24 protein-coding genes are annotated in these 25,499 nt (G+C 68.4%); 13 read left to right on the plus strand and 11 right to left on the minus strand.

The window, feature by feature from the left end:
• Positions 1-18: 18 nt before the first annotated feature.
• Positions 19-966 (minus strand): N-acetylmuramic acid 6-phosphate etherase, encoded by a 948-nt coding sequence (gene murQ / locus ACWDV4_RS00665; protein ID WP_449973705.1) that lies wholly within the window; start codon positions 964-966, stop codon positions 19-21.
• Positions 963-1,874, minus strand: coding sequence for a MurR/RpiR family transcriptional regulator (locus ACWDV4_RS00670; RefSeq protein WP_449973706.1), 912 nt, complete (start codon positions 1,872-1,874; stop codon positions 963-965). The genes murQ and ACWDV4_RS00670 overlap by 4 nt, the downstream gene beginning before the upstream one ends.
• Positions 1,875-2,042: 168 nt before the next feature.
• Between ACWDV4_RS00670 and ACWDV4_RS00675 the strand changes: the two genes are divergently transcribed.
• Positions 2,043-2,735 (plus strand): SDR family NAD(P)-dependent oxidoreductase, encoded by a 693-nt coding sequence (locus ACWDV4_RS00675; RefSeq protein ID WP_449973707.1) that lies wholly within the window; start codon positions 2,043-2,045, stop codon positions 2,733-2,735.
• Positions 2,736-2,769: 34 nt separating this feature from the next.
• Here ACWDV4_RS00675 and ACWDV4_RS00680 read toward each other — a convergent pair whose 3' ends face one another.
• Positions 2,770-3,453 carry a dTMP kinase gene (locus ACWDV4_RS00680; protein ID WP_449973708.1) on the minus strand — a complete coding sequence of 228 codons (684 nt, stop codon included), beginning with the start codon at positions 3,451-3,453 and terminating at the stop codon, positions 2,770-2,772.
• A 194-nt stretch (positions 3,454-3,647) separates the two neighbouring features.
• Between ACWDV4_RS00680 and ACWDV4_RS00685 the strand changes: the two genes are divergently transcribed.
• From ACWDV4_RS00685 to ACWDV4_RS00700, 4 genes are read left to right on the plus strand one after another with little or no spacing between them, the layout of a single operon-like run.
• Positions 3,648-4,220, plus strand: a complete 573-nt coding sequence (locus ACWDV4_RS00685; protein WP_449973709.1) for a nucleotidyltransferase family protein — start codon at positions 3,648-3,650, stop codon at positions 4,218-4,220.
• Between the two features lie 12 nt (positions 4,221-4,232).
• Positions 4,233-4,502: a hypothetical protein gene (locus tag ACWDV4_RS00690; RefSeq protein WP_449973710.1), complete on the plus strand. Its 270-nt coding sequence runs from the start codon at positions 4,233-4,235 to the stop codon at positions 4,500-4,502.
• Between the two features lie 10 nt (positions 4,503-4,512).
• Positions 4,513-5,241 carry a metallophosphoesterase family protein gene (locus tag ACWDV4_RS00695; protein ID WP_449973711.1) on the plus strand — a complete coding sequence of 243 codons (729 nt, stop codon included), beginning with the start codon at positions 4,513-4,515 and terminating at the stop codon, positions 5,239-5,241.
• Positions 5,242-5,279: 38 nt separating this feature from the next.
• Positions 5,280-5,423 carry a GPGG-motif small membrane protein gene (locus tag ACWDV4_RS00700; protein WP_449973712.1) on the plus strand — a complete coding sequence of 48 codons (144 nt, stop codon included), beginning with the start codon at positions 5,280-5,282 and terminating at the stop codon, positions 5,421-5,423.
• Positions 5,424-5,566: 143 nt separating this feature from the next.
• On the opposite strand, the gene ACWDV4_RS00705 is transcribed toward ACWDV4_RS00700, so the two are convergent.
• Positions 5,567-6,352, minus strand: coding sequence for a peptidoglycan DD-metalloendopeptidase family protein (locus tag ACWDV4_RS00705; RefSeq protein ID WP_449973714.1), 786 nt, complete (start codon positions 6,350-6,352; stop codon positions 5,567-5,569).
• Between the two features lie 283 nt (positions 6,353-6,635).
• Between ACWDV4_RS00705 and ACWDV4_RS00710 the strand changes: the two genes are divergently transcribed.
• From ACWDV4_RS00710 to ACWDV4_RS00730, 5 genes are all read left to right on the plus strand, one after another.
• Positions 6,636-7,982 (plus strand): ABC transporter substrate-binding protein, encoded by a 1,347-nt coding sequence (locus ACWDV4_RS00710; RefSeq protein WP_449973715.1) that lies wholly within the window; start codon positions 6,636-6,638, stop codon positions 7,980-7,982.
• A gap of 70 nt (positions 7,983-8,052) precedes the next feature.
• On the plus strand, positions 8,053-9,105 hold the full coding sequence (locus tag ACWDV4_RS00715; protein WP_449973716.1) for a carbohydrate ABC transporter permease: 1,053 nt from the start codon (positions 8,053-8,055) through the stop codon (positions 9,103-9,105).
• A gap of 1 nt (position 9,106) precedes the next feature.
• Positions 9,107-10,072, plus strand: coding sequence for a carbohydrate ABC transporter permease (locus ACWDV4_RS00720; RefSeq protein ID WP_449973718.1), 966 nt, complete (start codon positions 9,107-9,109; stop codon positions 10,070-10,072).
• Between the two features lie 56 nt (positions 10,073-10,128).
• On the plus strand, positions 10,129-11,154 hold the full coding sequence (locus ACWDV4_RS00725) for a LacI family DNA-binding transcriptional regulator (protein WP_449973720.1): 1,026 nt from the start codon (positions 10,129-10,131) through the stop codon (positions 11,152-11,154).
• 85 nt (positions 11,155-11,239) lie between these two features.
• Positions 11,240-12,919 carry a glycoside hydrolase family 13 protein gene (locus ACWDV4_RS00730; protein WP_449974122.1) on the plus strand — a complete coding sequence of 560 codons (1,680 nt, stop codon included), beginning with the start codon at positions 11,240-11,242 and terminating at the stop codon, positions 12,917-12,919.
• A 101-nt stretch (positions 12,920-13,020) separates the two neighbouring features.
• On the opposite strand, the gene ACWDV4_RS00735 is transcribed toward ACWDV4_RS00730, so the two are convergent.
• Positions 13,021-14,460, minus strand: coding sequence for an MFS transporter (locus tag ACWDV4_RS00735; RefSeq protein ID WP_449973721.1), 1,440 nt, complete (start codon positions 14,458-14,460; stop codon positions 13,021-13,023).
• Between the two features lie 197 nt (positions 14,461-14,657).
• Between ACWDV4_RS00735 and ACWDV4_RS00740 the strand changes: the two genes are divergently transcribed.
• From ACWDV4_RS00740 to ACWDV4_RS00750, 3 genes are all read left to right on the plus strand, one after another.
• Positions 14,658-15,629 carry a DUF2332 domain-containing protein gene (locus ACWDV4_RS00740; protein ID WP_449973723.1) on the plus strand — a complete coding sequence of 324 codons (972 nt, stop codon included), beginning with the start codon at positions 14,658-14,660 and terminating at the stop codon, positions 15,627-15,629.
• Positions 15,626-16,375: a maleylpyruvate isomerase N-terminal domain-containing protein gene (locus ACWDV4_RS00745; RefSeq protein ID WP_449973724.1), complete on the plus strand. Its 750-nt coding sequence runs from the start codon at positions 15,626-15,628 to the stop codon at positions 16,373-16,375. Before ACWDV4_RS00740 ends, ACWDV4_RS00745 begins: the two co-directional genes overlap by 4 nt.
• Positions 16,376-16,475: 100 nt before the next feature.
• Entirely contained in the window at positions 16,476-17,219 is a 744-nt protein-coding gene (locus ACWDV4_RS00750; RefSeq protein ID WP_449973725.1) for an SDR family NAD(P)-dependent oxidoreductase, read from the plus strand.
• A gap of 80 nt (positions 17,220-17,299) precedes the next feature.
• Here ACWDV4_RS00750 and xylB read toward each other — a convergent pair whose 3' ends face one another.
• The 6 genes from xylB to ACWDV4_RS00780 form a co-directional block, all read right to left on the minus strand.
• Positions 17,300-18,745 carry a xylulokinase gene (gene xylB / locus ACWDV4_RS00755; protein WP_449973727.1) on the minus strand — a complete coding sequence of 482 codons (1,446 nt, stop codon included), beginning with the start codon at positions 18,743-18,745 and terminating at the stop codon, positions 17,300-17,302.
• Complete coding sequence (xylA, locus tag ACWDV4_RS00760) at positions 18,742-19,947, minus strand: xylose isomerase (protein ID WP_449973729.1); 1,206 nt, start codon at positions 19,945-19,947, stop codon at positions 18,742-18,744. The genes xylB and xylA overlap by 4 nt, the downstream gene beginning before the upstream one ends.
• Before the next feature lie 174 nt (positions 19,948-20,121).
• Positions 20,122-20,628 carry a DinB family protein gene (locus ACWDV4_RS00765; protein ID WP_449973730.1) on the minus strand — a complete coding sequence of 169 codons (507 nt, stop codon included), beginning with the start codon at positions 20,626-20,628 and terminating at the stop codon, positions 20,122-20,124.
• Between the two features lie 62 nt (positions 20,629-20,690).
• A complete protein-coding gene (locus ACWDV4_RS00770; protein ID WP_449973732.1) occupies positions 20,691-22,172 on the minus strand; it encodes a sugar transferase in 1,482 nt (493 codons plus the stop codon).
• 267 nt (positions 22,173-22,439) lie between these two features.
• Positions 22,440-24,257 (minus strand): substrate-binding domain-containing protein, encoded by a 1,818-nt coding sequence (locus ACWDV4_RS00775; RefSeq protein ID WP_449973733.1) that lies wholly within the window; start codon positions 24,255-24,257, stop codon positions 22,440-22,442.
• A gap of 185 nt (positions 24,258-24,442) precedes the next feature.
• Positions 24,443-25,486: a lactonase family protein gene (locus ACWDV4_RS00780; protein ID WP_449974123.1), complete on the minus strand. Its 1,044-nt coding sequence runs from the start codon at positions 25,484-25,486 to the stop codon at positions 24,443-24,445.
• Positions 25,487-25,499 lie beyond the last annotated feature (13 nt).

A 25,499-nucleotide genomic window follows, 5' to 3' on the forward strand; every position in this document is an offset into this window, starting at 1 on the left:
GCGCCGGGCAACTCTACCTCAGGGGGCGAGCAGGGCAAGCGCCCCACGAACCTGATGGGCGGAGCGGGCCAACGCGGTGCGCGCCTCATCGACGCCCGCGCCGGAGACGAGCGAGACCAGAGCGGTCTTCAGGTCTCCGCCGGCGTCGGTCAACGCCTGCCGAGAGACGTCCTCGGAACAGCCGGTCGCCTCCATCAAGATGGAGATCATCCGGCCTCGGAGCTTCGCGTTGGTGGCCACCACGTCGATCATGAGGTTGGAGTAGACCCGGCCGAGCCGGACCATCACCGCCGTGGAAAATGCGTTGAGCACCAACTTCTGGGCGGTGGCAGCCTTCATCCGGGTGGAGCCGGTGACCACCTCGGGACCGGTTTCGACGCCGATGAAGACATCCACCTCATTAGCCGCATCAGCAGCGGGATTGGCACAGAGCAGCACGGTCGCCGCCCCGAGTGTCCGGGCGGTACGCAGTGCGCCAAGCACGTACGGCGTACGGCCACTCGCCGCCAGACCGATCACCAGGTCGCCGGCCTGTACGCAGTCCTTCGCCTCGGCGGAACCGGCCGCCTCGTCATCCTCGGCGTTCTCCACCGCCTGCCACATCGCCGACGGCCCGCCCGCGATGTGCGCGCAGAACCAGTGCTTCGGCGAGTTGAAGGTGGGGGCGAGTTCCGCCGCGTCGAGCACCCCCAGTCGGCCCGAGGTGCCGGCGCCGAAGTAGTGCACCCGGTGTCCTGCCTGCAGCGCTCGTACGCCGAACTCGACCGTCTCCGTGAGCTCGTCGAGCACCGCGGTTACCGCCTCGGGCACCCGACGGTCGGCTTCGTTGATCACTCGCAGTACGTCCCGGGTGGGCATCAGGTCCAGGTCGACGCTGAGCGGGTTGCGCCGTTCGGTCGGTGCCCCGACCCGGACCACGGCCGGGTACCCGTCCCCGCCGCCGTCCACTGCCACGTCGCTGCTCATGCCCGCCTCCGGCTACCCACGCGGTGCGAAACGACCGCCTCGGCGGTTACTTCCAGTGCCTTCTTCGCGCGCGCCCGGTTGCGGGCGGCCACTCCGACGAAGAGGCAGTCCACCACGGTCAACTGGGCGAGTCGGCTGGCCATCGCGCCGGATCGGTAGGTCGTCTCCCGGGCCGCCGTGGTCAGTACGAAGTCCGCTGCCTCGGTGATCGGCGAGCGGGGGAAGTTGGTCAGTGCGACGGTGGTCGCCCCCCGGGCTCGCGACTGCTCCAGCACCTCGATGACGTCCGAGGTGGTGCCGGTGTGCGAGATGCCCAGGGCGACATCCCCCTTGCCAAGCAGGGCTGCCGAGGTCAGCGCGGTGTGTATGTCTGGGAAGTAGAAGGCGGTGCGCCCGATCCGGTGCAGCTTCTGTTGGAAGTCGGAGGCGACGAAACCGCTCGCCCCGGCACCGTAGATGTCGACCCGACCGGCGTTGGCGACCGCCGTCACGACCTGCTCGCAGATGGCGGGGTCGAGTTGCTCGGCGGTCTCCTCGACGGCTCGGGCGTCGTTGAAGGCGATGGTGGCGATGATCTGGGCCAGGTCGGCACCGGGTGGGATGTCCCCACCGACGACCCGTGCGTCCGGCGGCTCGACTCGGCGAGCCGCTTCGGCGGCCAGGCGGATCCGCAGCTGCGGATAGCCTTCCATTCCCACCGACCGGCAGAACCGGATGACGGTGGCTTCGGAGGTTTCGGCGGCGGTGGCGAGGTCGGTGATGGTACGCCGGGCCGCATCCGCCGGATTGGCCACGACCAGACGGGCGACCCGCTGCTCGGCCGGCGACAGTGACGGGAGCAGACCACTGATGTGGACTATTAATCCACCGGTCTCGTGGTTCACAGAAACCTTCGCACTCTTCGCCACGGATGAAACTTACTTTCATAAAGCCGGGAGCGTCAACCATGACACGGGGTATTGAGAAAATCACGCCGGGCCGATAGCAAGGGTCCCATCCCCCACCCCGTCCCGCGTACCGGCCCCGTGGCCAGTCATTCCCGACCAAGGGAGCGACCCGGCATTACCGTGTGGCGCATGACGAATCGCAGCGTCCTCATCACCGGCGGCACCGGCGGGCTCGGGACGGCGGTCACCGACAGCTTCGTCGAGGCGGGCTGGCGGGTGGTCGTACCGGTCCGGGAGGCCGGCCCGACGACCGGCCCGGCAGCCGGCGGCGTGGTCCAACCGGTGGCGGACCTCACCGACCCGAGCGCCGTGGCGCGGGCGGTGGACGCCGCGACGGCCGATCCGGCCGCACCGTTGCGGGCCGTGGTCAACCTGGTCGGCGGGTACGCCAGCGGCGGGCTGGTGCACGAGACCCCGGTGACCGAGTTCGAGCGGATGCTGTCGCTCAACCTGCGCCCCACCTACCTGGTGACCCACACCGCCCTGCCCCATCTGGTGGCCGCTGGGGGCGGCGCGGTGGTCTGTGTCTCGTCCCGGGCCGCCGTCGCGCCCTTCCCCGGGGCAGCGGGCTACGTGACGGCCAAGGCCGCGGTACAGGCCTTCGCCGCCGCCGTCGCGGTCGAATACCGACGATCAGGAGTACGGTGCAACACCGTCGCCCCAAGCGTCATCGACACGCCGGCCAACCGAGCCGCCCAGCCCACCGCCGACCACTCCCGTTGGGTGCCCCCGGCCGAGATCGCGGCGGTGATCCGGTTCCTGGCCAGCCCGGAGTCGGCTCCGACGAGCGGCGCGACCATCCCGGTCTACGGTCAGGCCTGACCCCGGCCCTGCGGCCCTGACCCCGACCCTCGGGTCAGGCCGGCCCCACGGACAGGGCCGGCGCCGGACCCCATGCCCAGTGCCGTAGCCGCTCCTGGATGGCCCGGCTCACCTCGTCCGGGGTGGCGTTGGCGTCGATGACCACGAAGGTGGCAAACTCGGGCAACGAGCGGTACGCCGCATCCGCCGCGACCAGGTATTCCATGCTCTCGTGGTCGGTTCCCCGCCGCTCGATCCGCCGGTACGCCTCGGCCGGGTCCACCGCGAGAAAAAAGGTGACCTCCGGCGCCGGGAAGATCCGGTAGAGCAGCCGGGCCAAAGGTTCCCAGCGGTCCCCCCGATGGGCCCGAATGCTGGCGTACTGGCAGACGGCGTAGCGATCCATCACCGCCACCCGACGGCGTAACGTCGACCGGATCAGGGCCCGGGCGATGGCCAGCCAGCGCAACACCGACTCGGCGATCAACATGCCATTGCGGCCCAACAGCCGTTGGGCGTCCCGGCGGCCGAGCCGTTGGGCCAGCCGCCCAAACCAGCGTCGCCCGCCCGCGTTCTGCCAGTAGTCGGCCGGCACTCCGGCGGCAACCAGAACGTCGGCCAGCCGGTGTGCCTGGGTGGTCTTGCCGGACCCGTCGATACCGACCAGGGCTACCGCCCGTAGCCGCCGGACTCTGTCGTCGGAGATGCCGTCATGCCGCTTCCCTGCAGATGTGGCCACCCCGGCCACGGTACCGCCCAAGAGCACGCAATCGTTACTAGAAGGAAAGCGGTCCACCTCACGATTGCCCCGCCAAGTCACAATCGTCACTGCTGTTGACGGCGGTCACAGGTGTGAGCGACCGGCGCACCGGGTACCGATAGATCGTCATCCCACCTACTGGTTTGCCGTCCCACGATTTCAGGGAGATACCCATGGCGCACCGCGAGGACGAGGGGCTGTTGCATACCCTCAAGCGGGTCGCCGCTGTCCTCAAACAATCCGAGATTCCATTCGCTCTTGGCGGCAGTTTCGCCGTCTACGCCCACGGCGGTCACTCCAGCGACCACGACGTCGACTTCCTCATCCGGGGACACGACGTCGACCAGGCCCTGGCGGCGCTCGTGGCGGAGGGCTTCGTCGCGGAGCGGCCCCCCGAGGACTGGCTGGTGAAGGTCTACGACGAAGGTCGTCTGGTGGACCTCATCCACCGCCCCATCGAAACCCCGGTCACCGACGAGACCTTCGCCGACACGGTCGTCCGGCCGGTCGACGCCATCCACATGCCGGTGCTGTCCGCCACCCAGCTGATGGTGCACAAGCTGCTCAGCTTCTCGCAGCACTACTGCGACTTCGCCCGTGGGCTACCACTGGCCCGCTCACTCCGGGAACAGATCGACTGGGAGCGGGTACGCAAGGAGACGGCACATTCGCCGTACGCGGAGGCGTTCCTGGTCCTGCTGGACCGACTGGACGTCGTGCCCGCTCCGGGGGCGCGCGAAGACTGAGGAGGTGATGGCATGCCGCAGCGGAGCGACACCGAGCCGCCGGACGAGTACCTCGAGGCGGCGGTCCACCGGCTGCTGACCGAAAACCCCGGCATCGCCGAACAGGGCATCGCGGTGGTTCGCCGGGACCACTCGCTGGTCCTATCCGGCGAGGTGGAGAGCCACCGCCGCCGCGACCAAATCCTCCAGTTGGTGACCGAAGCCTTTCCCGATCTGCCGCTGCTGGTGGACATCGGGGTGATTCGCGCCCAGGAGCCAACCGAGGTCGAGGAGTTGCCGTGAGGAGAGCACGATGACGATCCGGATCGCCGCGGTCGGCGACGTGCACGTCGACAAGGACGTGGTGGGACGGTTCCGACCGGCCCTGGACCGCCTGCCGGAGCATGCCGACGCGTTGCTGCTGGCGGGCGACCTGACCCGACACGGTACGGAGGAGGAGGCCCGGTGCGTGGCCACCGAGTTCGGTGGCCTGGACGTGCCCGTGGTCGCCGTACTGGGTAACCACGACTACCACTGCGACGAGGTGCCGCAGGTCGTCGAGGTACTCCAGGACGCCGGCATCACCGTGCTGGAAGGGGACACGACAGTGCTCGACTGCGGGGGAACCCGGGTCGGGATCGCCGGGGTGAAGGGGTTCGGTGGTGGATTCGCCGGCCGCTGCGCCAGCGACTTCGGCGAGCCGGAGATGAAGGCGTTCATCCGTACCACCAGCGTGATCGCAGACCGGCTCGGCGAGTCGTTGCGTGAGCTGGACTGCGACGTACGGGTAGCCCTGATGCACTACGCCCCGGTACCGGACACGCTGGCCGGGGAGCCCCTGGAGATCTATCCGTTCCTCGGGTCGTACCTGCTCGGCCAGGCCATCGACTCGGCCCCCACGGCGCTGGCCCTGCACGGCCACGCGCACGCCGGCTCGGAACGGGGCACCACCCCGGGTGGCATCCGGGTACGAAACGTCGCCCACCCGGTCATCAAACAGGCATACAGCGTGTTCCACCTCGCCGAGCACGCGGCCGACTAAAGGTTTCCACAGGTCACAGAAAGGGTATTCAATCGACCATGGAACTGATTCTTTGGATTCTCGCGGTAGTACTGGTGGTCGCCGGTGTGCTGGCCCTCTTCCGGCGGCAGCTGCTCTGGGGAATTGTCCTCATCATCGTCGGGCTACTCGTTGGGCCTGGCGGTGTCAGCATCTTCAATTGACGCCCCCACAACTGACCTCCGCGCAACGATTAACCCCCGCACAACGCTGATCGCACTGCTCAGGCCACTGATCCCGGTGCTCGAAGTCCACCTTGGTGGACCTCCGAGCACCGGGATCAGCGTGTTTCTGGCTATTGAGGAGATCAGCAGCGGGGAACGCCCGGAATGAATCCGTCATGACCGGTGTAGACATAGGCGTCGGCGATGAACCGTCCCGTACCGATCCGGTTCCAGATGTTGCTCGTACCGTAGGTACCCGTGACCGTGGTGCCGGTGGTCTGGCAGTAGATCGTGACGGTGGTGCCGGTGGCCACCGTACCCACTGAGGAATAGCCGGTGCCCGGACCGGAGCGTACGGTCAGCGCGGTGCCGGCGGTCCGAACCGTGCCGGTGCCGGTGCCCCCACTGGAGCAGGCGTTGTCGCTGACGTAGGTCGTCGCGCCCCAGTAGTACGCGAGGCTGCCGTTGAACCGGATCTGGATGTCGCTGCCGCCGGAACGCTGCTCGTAGTGCAGGTGGGCGCCGTACGAGTTTCCGGTGTTGCCGACGTAGCCGAGCACCGTGCCGTAGTTCACGGTGTCCCCCACGGAGAGGCCGGAGGCGAACGAACTCAGGTGGGCGTAGTACGTGGTGTATCCCCCACCATGGTCGATCCGGACGTACCGGCCGTAGCTGGTGTTGCCGAGGTCCGTCACCCGGTCCACCGTGCCGGGTGCGCTCGCCACGACCGGGTCGCCTTCATCGTTGGTGCGGTTGAAGTCGATGGCGTTCGTCGGGCTGTGGTCGGGCCGGGTCTGGCCGTCCCAGCTCTGTCCGCACGGGAACGGAACCTTGAAGGTGGGCGCCGCGAGCGCGGGGCTGGCCGGAACCAGCGCCGCAACGGCAAGTAGCAGCGTGGTGCTGGCAAGAGTGAACAGGCGTGGACGCATCCGGCACCCTCCATGGAGAAAAGCTTCTATGGCCGCGACGAGGATGACAGAAAACTCCGCACACGAGAAGTGGTGCATATCGATGATCAGTCGCGCACACGGACTGCGACCTTGCCGAACGCGTACCGCTAGGTTTCCGAATCGTTACGCCCACGACGCGGCGGCGGTATAGACGAACTTTCCTTGCAAGCGCTTACATGTGGTGACGCCCATCGAGGCCGGCACGGAGCCACGGGCAAGCGAGCCACGGCTATCGGCGCGCCGGCAGAGGAAGGAGGACGGCATGGCGGTCTTCACCAGACCACGCCAAGCCTTCGCGATCGCCAGCGTGTTGGGCCTGGCACTCGCCACCACCGCGTGCGGAGGAGGCAGCGACGACACCAGCGACAAAGCGAACTCACCAGAGTGCGCCGCCTACAAGGACTACCAGGGGCACAACGGTAAGAAGGTTTCGATCTACGCGTCCATTCGGGACATCGAGGCGGACCGGCTACAGAACTCCTGGAAGGAGTTCACCGACTGCACCGGCATTAAGATCAACTATGAGGGCAGCGGCGAGTTCGAGGCACAGCTGCAGGTACGTGTCGACGGCGGCAACGCCCCGGACATCGCCTTCATCCCCCAGCCGGGCCTGCTGACCCGGTTCGCCGAAGCCGGCAAGCTCAAGCCCGTCTCGGCGGAGACCAAGGCGATGGCCGAGAAGAACTACTCCCCGGACTGGCTGAAGTACAGCACCGTCGGCGGCCAGTTCTACGGCGCACCGCTCGGCTCCAATGTGAAGTCCTTCGTGTGGTACTCGCCGAAGACCTTCAAGGAGAAGGGCTACACCATCCCCACCACCTGGGATGAGCTGATCGCCCTCAGCGACAAGATCGCCGCCACCGGGCAGAAGCCGTGGTGCGCGGGGATCGAGTCCGGTGACGCCACCGGTTGGCCGGCCACCGACTGGATCGAAGACCTGATGCTGCGTACGCAGACCCCCGAGGTCTACGACCAGTGGGTCACCCACGGCATCCCGTTCAACGACCCGAAGATCGCTGAGGCGCTGGACAAGGCCGGCACCATCCTGAAGAACGAGAAGTACGTCAACGGCGGCTACGGCGGGGTCAAGAGCATCGCCACCACCTCGTTCCAGGAGGGTGGCCTGCCCATCACGCAGGGCAAGTGCACGATGCACCGGCAGGCGTCGTTCTACGCCAACCAGTGGCCGGAAGGCACCAAGGTGGCCGAGGACGGCGACGTCTTCGCCTTCTACTTCCCCGGCATCGACCCGGCCAAGGGCAAGCCGGTGCTGGGTGGCGGCGAGTTCAGCGTCGCCTTCGCCGACCGGCCCGAGGTCCAGGCGGTGCAGACGTACCTCGCCTCGGCCGAGCACGCCAACACCCGCGCCAAGATCGGCGACTGGGTCTCCGCCAACAAGGGCCTGGACCTCGGCAACGTCGCCAACCCGATCGACAAGCTGTCGGTCCAGATCCTCCAGGACCCGAAGACCGTGTTCCGGTTCGACGGTTCCGACCTGATGCCGGCCGCCGTCGGCTCGGGTTCGTTCTGGAAGGGCATGATCGAGTGGATCAACGGTAAGGACACCGCTGCCACGCTCACGTTCATCGAAGGCACCTGGCCGAAGTGACCCCATCGGTGGTCCGGCCCGGCCTACCGGGCCGGACCACCGATTCGTTGAAACCCCATAGGGAGAGCGGATGAGCTTCGAGTTCGCCGACGAAGCCCCAAAACTCATGATCCTGCTGTACGGCCTGGTGGCCTTCGCCGTCGTGGTGGGCGGCCTGCTACTCCTGCTCGACGCCGTACCCACCTGGTTCACCCGCCGCCGCGAGGCCCGCCTGGTCGCGGCGTCCGCCAGTGGTGGCACCGTCACCGTACGCCGGATGAAACCGCGGGAGGGTGTGCTCGGGCTCTTCTTCCTGCTACCCACGGTGCTGCTGCTGCTCATCGGGCTGGTGGTACCAGCCTTCCGCACCATCCTGTTGTCCTTCATGGACAGCGACGGGTCGAACTGGGTCGGCCTGGCGAACTACGACTGGATGTTCTCCCAGGACGAGATCGTCAAAGTGCTGACCAACACCCTGCTCTGGGTGATCCTGGTCCCGCTGGTCGCCACCTCGATCGGCCTGATCTACGCGGTCATGGTGGACAAGGCCCGGTTCGAGTCGCTCGCCAAGTCACTGATCTTCATGCCGATGGCCATCTCCTTCGTCGGGGCCGGCATCATCTGGAAGTTCGTCTACGCCTACCGCTCCGAGGAGCAGGAGCAGATCGGTCTGCTCAACCAGATCGTGGTCTTCTTCGGCGGTACACCCCGACAGTGGTTGCTCGAACCACCGCTCAACACGTTGCTGTTGGTCGTGGTGATGATCTGGATCCAGGCCGGTTTCGCCATGGTCATACTCTCGGCGGCGATCAAGGCGATCCCCGGCGACATCGTCGAGGCCGCCCGCCTCGATGGGGTCAACCCCTGGCAGATGTTCTGGCGGGTCACCCTGCCGAGCATCCGGCCGGCGCTCATCGTCGTGGTGGTGACCATCTCGATCGCCACCCTCAAGGTCTTCGACATCGTCCGGACCATGACCAACGGCAACTACGAGACCGGTGTGATCGCCAACGAGATGTACAACCAGGCCTTCCGGGCCGGCGAGACCGGTCAGGGCTCGGCCCTGGCAGTGATCCTCTTTGTGCTGGTGGTCCCGATCGTGATCTACCAGATCCGCAACCTGCGCAAGCAGCGGGAGGTATGACATGACGACCACCACGCCCCCGCTCGCTGGCACCAAGGTGGCAGGCGACCAGCCGAAGACCGCCGGCGCTCGGGTACGCAAGCGCCTCAACAGCCGGACCGCCACGATCGTCTCCATCGTCATCGCGGTGGTCTGGACCATTCCGACGTTCGGCCTGTTCGTCTCCTCGTTCCGGCCCGAGGACCAGATCAAGACCACCGGCTGGTGGACCTTCTTCACCGATCCGCAGATCACCCTGGACAACTACCAGGACGTGCTCTTCGGGCAGTCGGCCTCCTCCGGCCAACTCGCCAGCTACTTCATCAACTCGCTGGTCATCACCATTCCGTCGGTGCTGTTCCCGCTGGCCTTTGCCACGCTCGCGGCATACGCGTTGGCCTGGATCAACTTCCGGGGCCGGGACTGGATCTACATCGGCATCTTCGCCCTCCAGATCGTGCCGTTGCAGATGGCACTGGTCCCGCTGCTGCGGTTCTTCTCCACCGGAGTGACCGTGAACGGTGTCACGCTGATGCCGGCCTGGCAGCTGGAGGACGAGCAACGCTTCATCCAGGTCTGGTTCGCGCACACCTGCTTCGCGTTGCCGTTGGCCATCTTCCTGCTACACAACTTCATCTCCCAGCTACCCGGTGAGCTGATGGAGGCGGCCCGGGTGGACGGTGCGAGCCACCCGAAGATCTTCCGCACCATCGTGTTGCCGCTGATCACGCCAGCGATCGCGGCCTTCGGAATCTTCCAGTTCCTCTGGGTCTGGAACGACCTGCTGGTCGCGCTCATCTTCGCCGGAGGTGGCAACGAAACCGCACCACTGACCGTACGACTGGCGGAGCTGGCCGGAACCCGGGGCAACGACTGGCAACGGCTGACCTCGGGTGCGTTCATCTCCATCCTGGTTCCGTTGATCGTCTTCCTGTCCCTACAGCGGTACTTCGTACGCGGCCTGCTCGCCGGTAGCGTCAAGGGTTAGGTGCTCGCCACAAACCGATGACGGTGGCGGGGTGATTGAGCGAAGCGAGTGACACAGTGACCAGGATCGACGATGTCGCTCGTCACGCGGGAGTCTCCACCGCCACCGTCTCCCGGGCGCTGCGGGGCCTGCCGGCCGTATCGGCGACCACCCGGGCACGGGTACTGGCCTCCGCCACCGAACTCGGTTACACCGTCTCGCCCAGCGCCTCCCGACTAGCGGGTGGTCGAACCGGCACCATCGCCGTGGTGGTGCCGCTGATCACCCGCTGGTTCTTCGGCACCGTCGTCGAAGCCGCCGAGGCGGTCCTTCACGAGGCCGGTTACGACCTGCTGCTCTACACCCTCGGCGGCCGGGAACACATCCGGCAACGGTTGTTCCGTACCGCCGATCTGCCCAAACGGGTCGACGCGATGATGCTGGTCGCCATGCCGTTACTGGCCGCCGACTTCGTGACGGTGACCCGGCGGGTGCTACCCGGCGTCACGATCAGCTCCGGCACGGTCGTACCGGGTTGGCCCGGGGTACGGATCGACGACGTGGCCGCCGCCCGTACCGCCGTCGCCCACCTGCTGACACTCGGCCATCGCCGGATCGCCCACATCTCCGGCTCGCCCAACGACGAACTCCCACACACCGCCCACCTCGATCGGCGACTCGGCTATCGGCAGGAGCTGCTCGACGCCGGTATCCCGGCCGATCCACAACTCGACGTGGACAGCGACTTCACCGTGGCCGGGGGTACCCGGGCCACCGAGGAACTGCTCCGACGCGGTGAACCGCCCACCGCCATCTTCGCGGCCTGCGACGAGATGGCGATGGGGGCGATGACCGCGCTGCGCCTAGCCGGCCTACGGGTGCCCGAGGACGTCAGCGTGATCGGTGTCGACGACCACGACCTGTCCGCCGCCGTCGGACTCACCACGGTCGCCCAGCCCGTCACCGAACAGGGCCACCTCGCCGCTGGCATGCTGCTCGACCAGCTCTGCGGCGCTTTCCCCGACGATCGGGGCCTCGCGCCCGTGATCCTGCCCACCCGACTGGTCGTACGCGAATCGACCGGGCAGGCGCGGGCAACCTGATACCGACCGGTGGCCACCTGTGGGCCTGGGCTCAAGCCGCCTGACGGGTACGCATGACGACGAATACGGGAGAGCGGAGAGCATTCTGAACACCTATGCGACAAATGTCGAGACATCCGACTCGACGGCCGATTCCGCCCACTGGTGGGAGGACGCCGTCATCTACCAGATCTACCCCCGGTCGTTCGCCGACTCCGACGGCGACGGCATCGGCGACCTGCCCGGCATCACCGCCCGCCTCGACCACCTCGTCGAACTCGGCGCCGATGCGGTCTGGCTGTCGCCGTTCTATCCCTCCCCGCAGGCCGACGCCGGCTACGACGTGGCCGACTATCGCAACGTCGACCCGATCTTCGGTCGACTGACCGACGCCGACAAGCTGATCACCGAAGCCCACGCGCGCGGCCTGCGGGTCATCGTCGACCTGGTGCCCAACCACACCTCGTCGGCCCACCGCTGGTTCCGTGCCGCCCTGGCCGCCGGCCCGGACAGCCCCGAGCGCCAGCGCTACATCTTCCGCGACGGCCTGGGGACCGACGGCGACGAACCGCCCAACGACTGGCAGAGCGTCTTCGGCGGCGGCGCCTGGACCCGGATCACCGAACCCGACAGCCGCCCCGGGCAGTGGTACCTGCACCTGTTCGACCCCGGCCAGCCCGACCTGAACTGGGACCAGCCCGAGGTACGCGCCGAGTTCCTCGGCATCCTGCGGTTCTGGCTCGACCGGGGCGTCGACGGATTCCGGGTCGACGTCGCCCACGGCCTGGTCAAACAGGCCGACCTGGCGAACTGGCACTACCCGCAGGAGCCGCTCTCGGGCGAGGGTAAGGAGGGGCAACGCCCCCCGATGTGGGACCAGGACGGCGTACACGAAATCTACCGGGAATGGCGGCAGCTGCTGAACAGCTACCCCGGTGACCGGATCCTCGTCGCCGAGGCATGGGTACAGCCGGCCGAGCGGCTGGCCGCCTACGTCCGCCCGGACGAGATGCACCAGGCGTTCAACTTCGAATACCTGGAGGCGGCCTGGACCGCGCCCGCCCAGTACGCGGTGATCACCCGATCATTGACCGCCACCGAAGCCGTCGGCGCCCCCACCACCTGGGTACTGTCCAACCACGACGTGCTGCGGCACGCCTCCCGGCTCGGGCTGCCGGTCGGGCAGCCCCGACCCAACGGCATCGGAATCGGCGACCCGCAGCCGGACGGCGTACTCGGGTTGCGGCGGGCCCGGGCCGCCACCCTGCTGATGCTCGCCCTGCCCGGCTCGGCCTACCTCTACCAGGGTGAGGAGCTGGGCCTGCCCGAGCACATGGCACTGCCCGACGACACCCGACAGGACCCGACCTGGATCCGCAGCGGCGGCACAATGCGGGGCCGGGACGGCTGTCGGGTGCCGATCCCATGGCAGGCGGACAGCCCGTCGTACGGCTTTGGCCCGACCGACGCCAGCTGGCTGCCCCAACCGGCGAGCTGGGCCGAGTACGCCGTGGACCGGCAGCGCGGGGTGCCCGGCTCGACGTACGAGACGTACCGTACGGCGCTGCGGCTGCGCCGCGAGCTGGCGCTCGGCACCGGAACGGTGTGCTGGCTGGAGAGCCCGGACGAGGTGCTCGCCTTCCGCAACGGCCGGCTGCGGGTGCTGACCAACTTCGGGGACGCCCCGGTCCCGCTGCCCGATGGTGCGGAGCTGCTGCACGCCAGCGCTCCGCTCGACACCGACGGGCACGTGCCGACGGACGTCACGGTCTGGCTGCTGGGCTGAGGTGTTAGGAAGGGCCCCTTCCTATCGCTTTTTGCATAGGAAGGGGCCCTTCCTAACACGCGGGCTAACACGCGGGCTAACACGCGGGCTAACAGGCGGGGCTAACGGGCGACGGTGGCGCGCTCGGTGAGCAGGTCGTGTACGTCCTCGATGTCGCGGGGCGCGGTACGCGACGCCAGCCAGTACATGATCCCGGTAGGGATGAAGAAGAGCTGGAACGCGGCCAGCCCGACGGCGAAGTTCAGTGGTGGTGGGAACGCCGTACGCAGCCCCTGGAACACCGCCCCGACCAGCCCGTTGCCGGTGGCTCGCCCGACCCCGTTGACCAGGTTGCCGAGGCTGTAGACGGTGCCCCGATGCTCGGGCGGGTTGACGTCGGCGATCAGCGCGAACCAGTTGGGCGAGTTGGCCGAGGTCAACGCCAGCGCCAGGATCGCCGTCAGCAGACTCAGCCCCACGGTCGGCTCGGTGACGACGCTGCCAAGTACCGCGCCGATGATCGCACCCGAACCCGCGCCGTCCGGCACGTCGATGCGGATCGGCACGAAGAACAACACCACATAGAACGGTACGGCCGCCAGAATGCCCACCGCCGCCACCAGCGCCCGCCCCCGAGGCGTACGGCGTTGCAGCGCGTCACCAACGAGCCCGCCGACGATGGACAGTGCCCCGCCGAGCTGGAACAGGGTGGCGAAGACGCTCCCCACCACGATCGCGGTGGCGGTGGAGTAGCCCTGGTCCTCGGCCCGCTGCTGGAACAGCACCGGCAGCCAGACCAACGAGCCGAAGGCCGCCTGGGCGGGCAACCCCTGCAGGATGAGCCAGACGTTGGTCCGTCGGCCAAGAATCTTCGGCAGGTCCCGGCGAGTGATCCGATAGTCGTACTCGGTGCCGTCGGCGAGGGCGGCGGCCAGCTCGGGTTGACTCTGGCCGCGCTGGACGTCGTACGTGAAAAGGTAGGCCGCCGTGGCGACCAGGCCGACGACGCTCAGCAGCAGGAACGGACGGCGCCAGTCGGCGGCGCCGAGCACCCCGCCGAGCAGGGTCCCGGCAAGGGTACCGATCCCCTGGGAGAGTCCCCAGAAGCTCATCACCAGGCCCCGACGACGGGGCGAGATCAGATCGGTGACCACCGAGAACCCGACCGAACCGACCGCGCCCAACCCGATCGCGGCGACCAGTTGCGCGGCGAAGAACAGCAGGTAGTTGTTGGCGAAGGCGCTGCCGGCCGTACCGGCCGCCCAGAGCAGCGTACCGATCATGAGCAGCGGTTTCCGGTTGGCGCGGTCCCCGACGTACGCCCAGGCCACCGAGGCGACTGCGCTGACCAGGAAGTTGGCGGCGGTGACCAGCCCGAGCAGGGACTCGTCGACCCCGAGGGCACCACTGATCGGCTGGTAGAGCGGCGGGACCAAACCGATGGCCACGTTGTCCAGCGAGGCGAGTACGACGAAGACCACCACGCTGTAGACGCGGCGCACCGCCGTCGCACCTGCCCGCGCCCGGCCACCCCGGGTCACGCCTCCACCACTACTGGTCATCCTCGCCACCCAACCATGTCCGGCAGACAACCAGGGCCAGATAACAACCAGGTGACGGGCATCGCCACGACCGGCCGGCTGACCGGGCGAACATGACCTCGGCGGAACAAGCTGCCCTTTGAACGGTTGTTGCGACTGTAGCGACAATCACCGTTCACAAAGTTCTATGTCAGCCGATCGGCTGGAACCATGCTGACGTGACCATTGCGAAGAATTACGTCGATTTTTCCGTACGGGAGGCGCAAGGAATCTCGCCCACGTACGAACGACTATCGCGAGCCATCGCCCGCGACCCGGAAATCTTGGCGCTGCTCGGCACCCTGCCGCCAGCCAAGCAACAGCCGAATCTGCTTTTCGGCACCGTACGGCTGCTCGCCGGCCCGGTCGACGACCCGGTGGCCTTTCGCGACTTCACGCTGGCGAACTGGCCGGTCGTCGAAGCGGAACTGCACGCCCGGGCCACGCAAACCAACGAGCCTGGCCGGTGCGCCCTGCTGTTGCCGGTGCTCGCCGCACTACCGCAGCCGCTGGCCCTGCTGGAGGTTGGTGCCTCGGCCGGCCTGTGTCTCTACCCCGACCGCTACACCTACCGCTACGGCGATCTCCTCCCGGATCGCGATCATCGCGTCGCAGAACAGCACATGATCGGCTCAAACGGACCGGTTCTCGACTGCGTGGCCAGCGGAATGCCGATGCCGGAGCGCCTTCCCGAGGTGGTGTGGCGGGCCGGCCTGGACCTGAATCCGCTCGACGTGACCGCGCCAGCGGATGTCGCCTGGCTGGAAGCGCTCATCTGGCCCGAGCACACCCATCGCCGGGCCCGACTGCGTGCCGCAGCTGCGATCGCCGCAGCGGACCCGCCGCTACTCGTTCGCGGTGATTTGGTGAGCGACCTCCCGGCGCTGGCCGCCCAGGCACCGCCCGACGCGACGCTGGTGGTGTTCCACAGTTCCGTGCTCTACCAGGTAGCGCCGGCACGTCGGGGCCAGTTCGCCGAGGTGGTACGGGGACTGCCCGGACACTGGATCGCCATCGAGGGCTCGGATGTGCTGCCCTACGACGGGTTACCGTGTCCACCAGAGGAAACGCAGCACAACGTCCTAGCGCTGGACGGTAAGCCGTTGGCCTGGACCCGGGCACATGGGCAGTCGATAACCTGGCTCGCGTGACGGTAAACGACGACTGGTCTGTGCTGGTGGCCTTCCGGCAGGAAGCTGACGCGTTCACCGCGGCGCTGGGCGAGCTGCCTACATCAGCCTGGGACCAGCCGACCCGCTGCACCCCCTGGCAGGTACGCGACGTGGTGGGCCACGTCATCACCGTGATCGCGCGGGTACCCGACATGGTGGCCGCGCCCGCCCCGGACACGCCCACTCCAGGCGAGCCTGCCCCGGACACGCCCACTCCAGGCGAGCCCGCCCCGGACACGCCCGACATCACCGCAACCGGCTACTACCGCGCGGACAATCGGTTCAGCAGCACCGCCAACGCCGACCGGGTGCGTACCGCTCGCAACCGGGCTGCGGTTTCGGACGTCGCTGGGCTCTGTCGTGAATTCACCGAAACCTGGCAGACGGTGGTCGCGCTCTGCGAGCAACAGCCGGCGGGTCGAGTCGTACGGACCCGGCACGGGGACGTCATGCTGCTGTCGGAGTTCCTCGCCACCCGGATCGTCGAGCTGGCCGTGCACGGGCTCGACGTCGCCGACGCCATACCCCGGCAGCCGTGGCTCACCCTGGCCGCTGCCGAGCATTTGCAACAGATGCTGTTCGGGTCGGACTGGCGGAGCGCCGTCGCCACGACTGGATGGGACCCTGTCACCCTGCTGCGAAAGGCGACCGGCCGCGCCCCGATCACCGCCGAGGAGTCGCGCCAACTGGATCGATTGGGAATGAAGCGACTGGCCCTCGGCTGACGACCGCTGCCCAAGCAAACCAGTACGGGTGGGTCGCGCCGCCAACGCAGCGTCCATTTTGCGCCAGACGTACGACTGCTCGTTGACCATTCTTAATGTCATGAGCAACGTTCTTGATGGCAAGGTCGCGCTGGTGACGGGTGGTGCCCGGGGGATCGGCGCGGCGGTGGCGGTACGGCTGGCCGAGGATGGTGCCGATGTCGTATTCACCTATCAGCACCGCGCCGACCAGGCGGCAGAGGTAGTCGAGCGGATCAAGGCAGTCGGCCGCCGGGGGCTGGCGGTGCAGGCGGACAACGTCGACCCGGATGGTCTCACCGCCACCGTGGACCGGGTTGCCGAGGAGTTCGGCCGGCTCGACATCCTGGTCAACAACGCCGGGGCCTTCATCGTGGCGCCGCTCGAGGACCTCGGTCTGGAGGAGTTCGACTACACGATGGCGGTGAACGTACGGGGGTCGTTCATCGCGGCGAAGGCGGCGGTCCGGCACATGACCGAAGGCGGGCGGATCATCAATATCGGCAGCAACGTGGCCGAGCATGTCGCGTTCCCGGGATTCGCCGCGTACTCGACGAGCAAGACCGCCCTGATCGGGCTCACCAAGGGGCTCGGTCGTGAGCTGGGCCCGCGAGGCATCACCGTCAACATCGTCAACCCGGGTCCGACCGACACGGACGCGAACCCAGCCGACGGTCCCACCGCCGAGACGATCAGGGGCTTCACTGCCCTCGGTCGGTACGCGGAGCCGGCGGACATCGCCGCTGCGGTCGCCTTCCTCGCCAGCGAGCAGGGCCGGTACGTGACCGGCGCGTCGATCAACGTGGATGGAGGCTTCAACATCTAGTCGCCACGCCCCGCCCTGCGCGGGTTAGGAAGGGCCCCTTCCTATGCAAAAAGCGATAACAAGGGGCCCTTCCTAACACCTCAGCCGGTGGGGCGGTTCGCGGTCAGGTCGCGGACGTCGGCGTACCGGTGGCGGATGGCCGGGACGGGCGGGGCGTCGTATTCGGCAGCCGCGCCAAGCGCCCAGGATGGAGGCTGGGGGGCACCGAGGGCGATCCAGGCGGCCTGGCGGGCCGCCCCGTCGGCGACGTACTCCCCCGGCGGCGGCACCCGGACAGGACAGCCGAAGACCTGCGGCGCGATCCGGCGAACCGCCTCGGAACGCGCTCCCCCGCCCACCAGGATGATCCGGTCTACGGTGGCTCCCTGCGCGACCAGCGCCTCGAGTCCGTCGGCGAGCGCACAGAGCAGCCCCTCGACCGCTGCCCTGGCCAGGTGGGCCGGGGTGGCGGTACGCAGGGTCAGGCCGTGCACCGCCCCGGTGGCCTGCGGCCGGTTGGGGGTACGTTCGCCTTCGAGGTACGGCACGACGACGAGCCCGTCGGCTCCGGCCGGTGCTGACAACGCCAGTCGGGCCAACTCGGCCAGGTCCACCCCGAGCATGGTGGCGGTGGCGTCCAGCACTCGGGCCGCGTTGAGTGTGCAGACCAGCGGCAGGAATCGCCCGGTCGCGTCGGCGAAGCCGGCCACCGCGCCGGACGGGTCCGCCGCTGGGGTGTCGGCGACGCTGAACACGGTGCCCGAGGTGCCGATGGAGACCACCACATCGCCGCGGACCGCACCGACCCCGAGCGCCGCGGCGGCGTTGTCTCCGGTGCCCGGCCCGATCGGCGCGCCGCTGGGCAGTTCACCGGCTCGGCCCGCCGGACCGAGCACCTCCGGTACGCCCAACCGCCGGCCGAAGGCGTGTTCCAGCAGGTCGATCCGGTATTCGCCGGTCGCCGGGGACCAGTAGCCGGTGCCGCTGGCATCTCCCCGGTCGGTGCGTAGCGCCCCGATGTCGCCGGTACCGGTGTCGTCGGCCGCGACGCCGCCAGCCCCGCCCAGTTTCCAGGTCAGCCAGTCGTGCGGCAGGCAGACGGCGCTCACTCGCGCCGCCGCCTCTGGTTCGTGCTGGGCCAACCAACGCAGCTTGGTCACGGTGAAGGCGGCCAACGGGACACTGCCCACCGCCTCCGCCCAGGCTCGGGCCCCGGTCTCGCCACCGCCCAGCTCCGCGACCAGGTCGGCCGCCGCCTGCGCCGAGCGGGTGTCGTTCCACAACAGAGCCGGGCGTACGACCGTGCCGGCGTCGTCGAGGCAGACCATGCCGTGCTGCTGACCGGCGACCGAGATCGCGGCCACATCGTCCAGCCCGCCCGCCTGGGCAGTGGCCTTCTGCAGCGCCTGCCACCAGGCCTGCGGGTCGACTTCCGTGCCGTCCGGATGGGCGGCCCGGCCGTGACGGACCAGCGCTCCGGTCTCCGCGTCGCGGACCACTACCTTGCACGACTGGGTCGACGAGTCGACTCCGGCGACCAGGGTCATTCGTGACCGCCACCCGAACGAGCGCCGAGTAGGTGTTCGAGCGCGAGCTGGTTGAGTCGTACGAAGCCGTAGCCCTGGGCACCGGCACTGTCGGCGTCGAACTCCTCGAAGGCACTCCGGTCGGCCAGTAGCTCGGCGTACCCTTCAGCTGGGTCGAGGGTGGGTGTGCCGAGGTCGGCGACCTTGCTGGCGACCAGCGCCTCCTGCACCTCCGGGTCGGCCCGGAATGCGGCGGCCCGCTCCTTGAGCAGCAGGTAGGTGCGCATGTTGGCGGCGGCTGAGTCCCAAACCCCGGTGAAGTCCTCGGTTCGGGACGGCTTGTAGTCGAAGTGCCGGGGCCCGTCGTAGGCCGGGCCGCCGCCGGGCGCACCGTTCTCCAGCAGGTCGACCAGGGCGAACGCGTTCATCAGGTCACCGTGGCCGAAGACCAGGTCCTGGTCGTACTTGATGCCCCGCTGCCCGTTGAGGTCGAGGTGGAACAGTTTGCCGTGCCAGAGCGCCTGGGCGATGCCGTGCGCGTAGTTGAGCCCGGCCATCTGCTCGTGCCCGACCTCGGGGTTGATCCCCACCAGCTCGGGATGTTCGAGGGAGTTGATGAAGGCGATGGCGTGCCCGATGGTGGGCAGCAGAATGTCGCCGCGCGGCTCGTTGGGCTTGGGCTCGATGGCGAACCGCAGCTCGTAGCCCTGGTCGAGGACGTAGGCGGTGAGCAGATCGAGCGCCTCGCGGTAGCGGTCCAACGCCGCCCGAACGTCCTTGGCCAGGTCGTACTCCGAGCCTTCCCGGCCGCCCCAGAGCACGAACGTCTGGGCCCCCAGCTCCGCCGCCAGGTCGACGTTGCGCAGCACCTTGCGCAGGGCGAATCGGCGTACGCCCCGGTCGTTGCTGGTGAAGCCGCCGTCCTTGAAGACCGGGTGGTTGAACAGGTTGGTGGTGACCATCGGTACGACCAGGCCGGTCTCGTCCAGCGCCTTGCGGAACCGGGTGATGTGCCCGTCTCGGGCGGATTCGTCCGCACCGAACGGAATCAGGTCGTCGTCGTGGAGCGTGATGCCGTACGCCCCCAGCTCGGCGAGCCGATGCACCGCCTCGACCGGATCCAGGGCCGGTCGGGTGGCGTCGCCAAACGGGTCGCGGGCCGGCCAGCCCACTGTCCAGAGTCCGAAGGAGAACTTGTCCGCCGGGGTGGGCAGGGTTGCCATGCCGCCTCCTAGATCTCGACGTATCGATGTGCTCACACCAGCTTTCCCGAACCGAGCCGATCAGTCGAGCACCGATATGGGATCGCTCCCGACCGCCATACTCTGCGCATGTGTGGCACCAATAGACTCAGCGCACGTTCCTCCCTGCACTAACTCCGAGGTGAGGAATAGGGCTCAGGTGCCGACGGTGCCGTCGATCCCTTCGCGCAGGAAATCGGCGTGCCCGTTGTGTCGGGCGTACTCGTGGATCAGGTGCAGCATCACCACCCGCAGCGAGACATCCTCACCCCAGCGTGCCTGGTGGCCGATCACGTCCAGTGACTCCGCCGCCGCCTCGATCCGGCGAGCGTGCTCGACCTCGCGCTGCCAGGCGTCGAACGCCTGCGAGCGGCTGGCGGTACGCGCGTCGTACGCCACCTGGAAGTCACCCTCGGCGGACCAGACGAGTGGGATGTCCTCTGCGTTGATCACCCGACGGAACCAGGTGCGTTCCACCTCGGCCATGTGTCGTACCAGACCAAGCAGGGAGAGGGTCGACGGCGGCATCGACTGGCGGCGCAGTTCCTCGTCGGTGAGTCCTTCGCACTTCATGGCGAGCGTCGCCCGGTGGAAGTCGAGGTAGGCGCGTAGCGTCTCGCGTTCGCCCCCGCGCAACGGCGGTCCGACTCGTTCGACGGTCACTGGTTCCCCTTCCGACCGGGACGATTCTGCCTGCCAGCGCCCCAACCGGCCACTCCATTGAGTCAGTAGGCGCCTCGACCGTTGACGACCGCGCCGACGGTCTTCCACATGATGGTGAGGTCGGCGGCGAGCGACCAGTTCTCCACGTAGTAGAGGTCGAGCCGGATGCCGTCCTCCCAGCTGAGGTCCGACCGGCCGCTGACCTGCCACAACCCGGTCATGCCCGGCTTGACCAGCAGCCGTCGGGCAACGTCGCCGTCGTAGCGTGCGACCTCGGTGGGCAGTGGTGGGCGCGGACCAACCAGACTCATGTGCCCAAAGAGGACGTTGACCAGTTGGGGCAGCTCATCCAGCGACCATTTGCGCAGGAGGCGGCCAACCCGGGTAACCCGGGGATCGGACCGCATCTTGAACAGCAGCCCGTCGGTCTCGTTCCGGGTGCCCAACTCGGCAAGCAGCGCGTCGGCGTTGACCACCATCGTCCGGAACTTGTAGACGCCGAACTCGTTGCCGCCCTGCCCGACCCGGGTCTGCCGGAAGATCACCGGCCCTCGACTGTCCAGTTTGATGGCTAGTGCGATCAGCGCAAGCACCGGTAGCGCCAGGGCCAGCGCCGCGAGCGCCAGGGAGCGGTCCACCAGCCCCTTGACGAACTTGCGCAGCCCGCGGAACTCGGGTGCCTCCACGTGGATGAGCGGCAGGCCCGCCACCGGCCGGGTGTGGATGCGCGGCCCGGCGACGTCGGTCAACGCGGGGGCCAGCACCAGGTCGACCCCGGTCCCTTCCAACTGCCAACCGAGCCGACGCAGCCGGGCTGCGGTCAGTTCCCCCGAGGCGGTCACCGCCACCGTGTCGACGTTGCTGGAGGTCACGGCGTCGAAGATGCCCCGGAACGACCCGACCACCGGTACGTCGCCGAGCCGCTGTGGCACCGGCGCGAGCAACGCGTCCGGGATGCAGGCACCCACCACCTGGTAACCGGCGTACGGCTCCCGCCGCAGGGTGTGCACCAACTCCAGGACATGCGCCGCGTCCCCGACCACCAACACCCGACGCGACCAGCCGCGCCCCCGCAACCGGGACCAGTGCAGGTGCTTACGGGCTCCGAACCGGGCGACCACCAAGCCAATCGTGCCGACCGCGAACGAGATACCGAGGAACCCCCGGGAAACTCCTACGTCGGCGATGTATCCGGTGATGGCGACGGCTCCGGCAAGCCGAAGACTGGCCGTGGTGACCCGACGGTACTCATCGGCACCGTACCCGAGCACCCGGTCGTCGTAGCAGCGCAGCACCTTGAGGGAGAGCAGCCAGGCGAGCACCAGAGCCGGAGCCACCACGACGTACGGGATGTCCGAGCCGCGCGGCTCGTCCCCGCCGAACCGGGCGAAGTAGCCGCCCAGCACCGCCAGCCCGAGGATCGTCGCGTCGAGGACGAGGATGGCCCGAAGGTAGGCGCGTTGTCGGAGTCGACTCTGGATGGTGGCACCCGGCGTGGAAGCCGGGGAACTGGTCGCTGGGCTCAGCAGTGTCGCCGTCGGCACCGGCCCTCCCCAATTCGTTCAGGGCATACCCCGGGTCAGTCGCCGACCCCGTCCCCGTCGCGGAGCCGGCGGACGCCGGGCACTCCGACATCTTCGCCCAACAAGCTGACTACGCAGCGCTTCCGACAGATTACTGTCACTTACTTGGAAAGCGCGGTAACCATCGCTCGCGCGCCGGAGACGTCGTCGACCAGTTAGCGTCGTACCGGTTTGCGTTGTATCGGGTGGCCGTGTCTGCGGCAGCGGCGATCAGGGCGCGGACCGGGGTCAGCGCGGTGGGGCTGGGCGGAGTGCGATGGCCTTGAGGAAGATGTCGCCGATCTTCGCCGGATCCGCGGTGACGAAGACCCCACCACCGGTGACCCTGGTGATGCCCTCCAGCTCGTCCCGGCTGACGTCACCGCCGATACCGATGATGACCACCTGGATCGGGCGCTCCGGATCGGCGAGCCGCTTCAGTTCGGTCAGAAGTTTCTGCTCGCTGATGCCATCGGAGTTCTCGTTACGTCCGTCGGTGAGCAGCACCACCGAGTTGACCCGACCCGCCTCCCAGCCGTCCTGCACGGCCCGATAGGCGGCGAGCACGGTGTCGTAGAGGCCGGTCCCGCCATTCTCCTTCGGCGTGACCTCGCGCAACGCGCCCTCCAGCCGGCCGCGTTGGCTGCTCAACGGTCCGATGGGTACGAGTTCGCGATAGTCCCGCTCCCCCACCAGGTCGGTGGAGAAGGTCCACAGACCGAGGGACCACGAGTCGTCGAAGAGCGCCAGCCCACGGCGGGCAGCCGCCACGGTCACCTGCTGCCGGGTGGCATTCCCGGCGGTGGGCACCCGCTGCCGCATCGATCCGGAGACGTCGATGACGGCGAGCATCCGGCCCGGCTGGGTGACCGCGGTCCAGGTGGAGAGCGCCTGGTCGATGAGGACCGGATCGAGGGTTCCATCGGCCGTACCGGTCGGGTCCGGGCTGCTCGTGCCCGCCGTACCGCCAGGGGTGGCCGGGGTGGCACCGGGCGTTCCGGGCCGGGGGGTGTGGACGGTGCTCGGCGCGCCCTGCGGGGCCCGGAAACCGTCCCCCCAGGTGCCGTCCGGGGCGCGCAGCCCGTGCGCGGCGAGTAGGTCGCGGAAGCCCTTGCCCTGGAGCGTGGCATAGAGCGCCTCGGCGGCGGCGACCTTCGCCGGCGGGCTACCCGGCATCACCGCGTACGGGTAGTCCATTCCCATCGGAGTCGGGTCGAGATAGAGCGCGGCGAGTCGGATGGGTGGATCCACCGCGTTGTAGCCGATGACGTTCTCCTCGGAGAGGGCGGCGAGGCTGAGCGCGGAGGCGATGGACGACGCGTCGGACGCGCGCGGGAACCGGGCGATCAGATCCTGCCGCAGCACCGAACCGCCGGTGGCCAGCGCCCGCAAAACGGCGGTGGTCGTCGCCCGTGCCTCGGCCGCATCCGACCCGGCGGCAGCGGCACGGGTCAGCGCGAGCAACCCGGAGAGACTGGCCGGGTCCCGGGCCGGGTCGACGGTGCCGGCCCGCAGCCCGGAGCCGGTGGTCACCTGCTTGAGGAGGTCCGCCCAGGTGAGTTGGGCGGACGGCCAGCCCAACCGGCGGGCGACCGGCTCCGGCATCGCCACCACGACCGGGCTGTGCGCCACCGACCCGCCGTTCGTCGGGGTGAACCCGGACGCCCCGGCGGTACGCAGGCGGGTCAACCAGGTCGAGGAGTCCGGCAGCCACACGTCGGGCAGCTCAGCGGCGCCGCTGGCCTGGCCAACGCCGGCCAGGGTGACGCCGTGCTGCGTGGCTACCTTCCCCGCCACGTCGACCGGGTCGGCACTGACCACGTCGACCGCCACGCACGTACCGTTGACCGCCGCGCCGTCCACCGTCCACTTCTCGGCGGCGGCGCTCACCGCAGGGGCGATCTCGGTGGCGGCGGCCACGTTGAGTCGAATCTCGCCGGTACAGGTTGGGCCGGAAAGCCACCGGTATCCGAACCATGCTCCCGTGGCGACGACGACGAGGGCCGTGGCAGCAGCGACGGCTCGTGCTCTGCGGAGCTTCTTGGTATTACGGTGGCGACCAGACACGAGACCATCTTGCGTACCTGGTCAAGGCCTTGCCACGAGCCCTCACCCGAATGTTACGCACCAGTAACACTTTCACCAGGTCTCATAGCTACAGGTAGTTAAACGACTACTATTCGCCTGCACATTCCGGCATTTGCCTATGTTCTTTGCCTATCCGATAAACGGGGTCAGTACGACTACACCGATCACCGCCGCGGCAGGACACAGGTCGGGCTCGACACCGGCACCGGGTCACCAGCCGGCGTGGGCACCCCGGTCCCCGGGTCCACCGCGAAGACCCCGATCGCGTTCGCCCGCTCGTCCGCAACGTAGAGATGGTCGCCCACCATCGCGAAATGTCGGGGCCAACTGCCACCGGTGTCCACCTCGGTGACGTAACTCGGCGTTCCTTCTGCCACCGCGAACACCGACACCGTCCCCACCCCTCGATTGGCGACGTAGAGAAACCGCCCATCGGGTCGCACCGCGATCTCGGAGGGCTGGACCTTACCGGTCCGGGTGCTGGCCGCGACCCGACCCCGCTCATGCAGCGTCCCGCCGAGGTCGTATCCGTACGTGGTCACCGTCGCGTCCAGCTCGCCAACCACATGACAGTGCAGTCCGTCGGGATTCCGCACCAGATGGCGGGGACCGGTGCCGGGGTCGGTCCGTACCGGCGGCAGCCGGGGCAGCAGCCGGCCGGCGGCCGGGTCCACGTCGTACCGGTAGATGGCGTCGCTCCCCAGATCCACCGCGAGTAACCCGTCGCCCTGCGGCTCGGGCGAGACCATGTGGGCGTGTGCCTGCTCCTGGCGCTCCGGGTCCGCGCCGTGCCCCTCGTGGGCCACCAGATCGGTGCGCTCCCCCGGCACCCCCGCCTCGTCCAGAGGCAGTACGCAGACACTGCCGCTGCCGTAGTTCGCCGCGAACAACTGCGCCCCATCGGGTGCGACCGCCAGATGGCAGGGTTCGACACCCCCGGTGGACCAGGTACCGAGTCCGGTCAGCGCCCCGTCATCCGCCACCGCCCAGGCACTGACCCGGCCCTCGGCCAGTTCGTTGACCGCGTACAGAACCGGCAGGCTCGGATGCCAGGCGAGGAAGGACGGCGACGGCGTGATCGCCACCGTGCCGAGTACGTCGAGTGCACCGCTCACCGGGTCGCGGTGAGCGGCCACGATGCCCTGCCCGCCGCCACCGCTCTCCTTGGTGTAGCAGCCGATATAGACGAGCTCGCCACTGCCGGCCATCCGGTGCCCCTCC

This window comes from Micromonospora sp. NPDC003197, assembly GCF_053590565.1.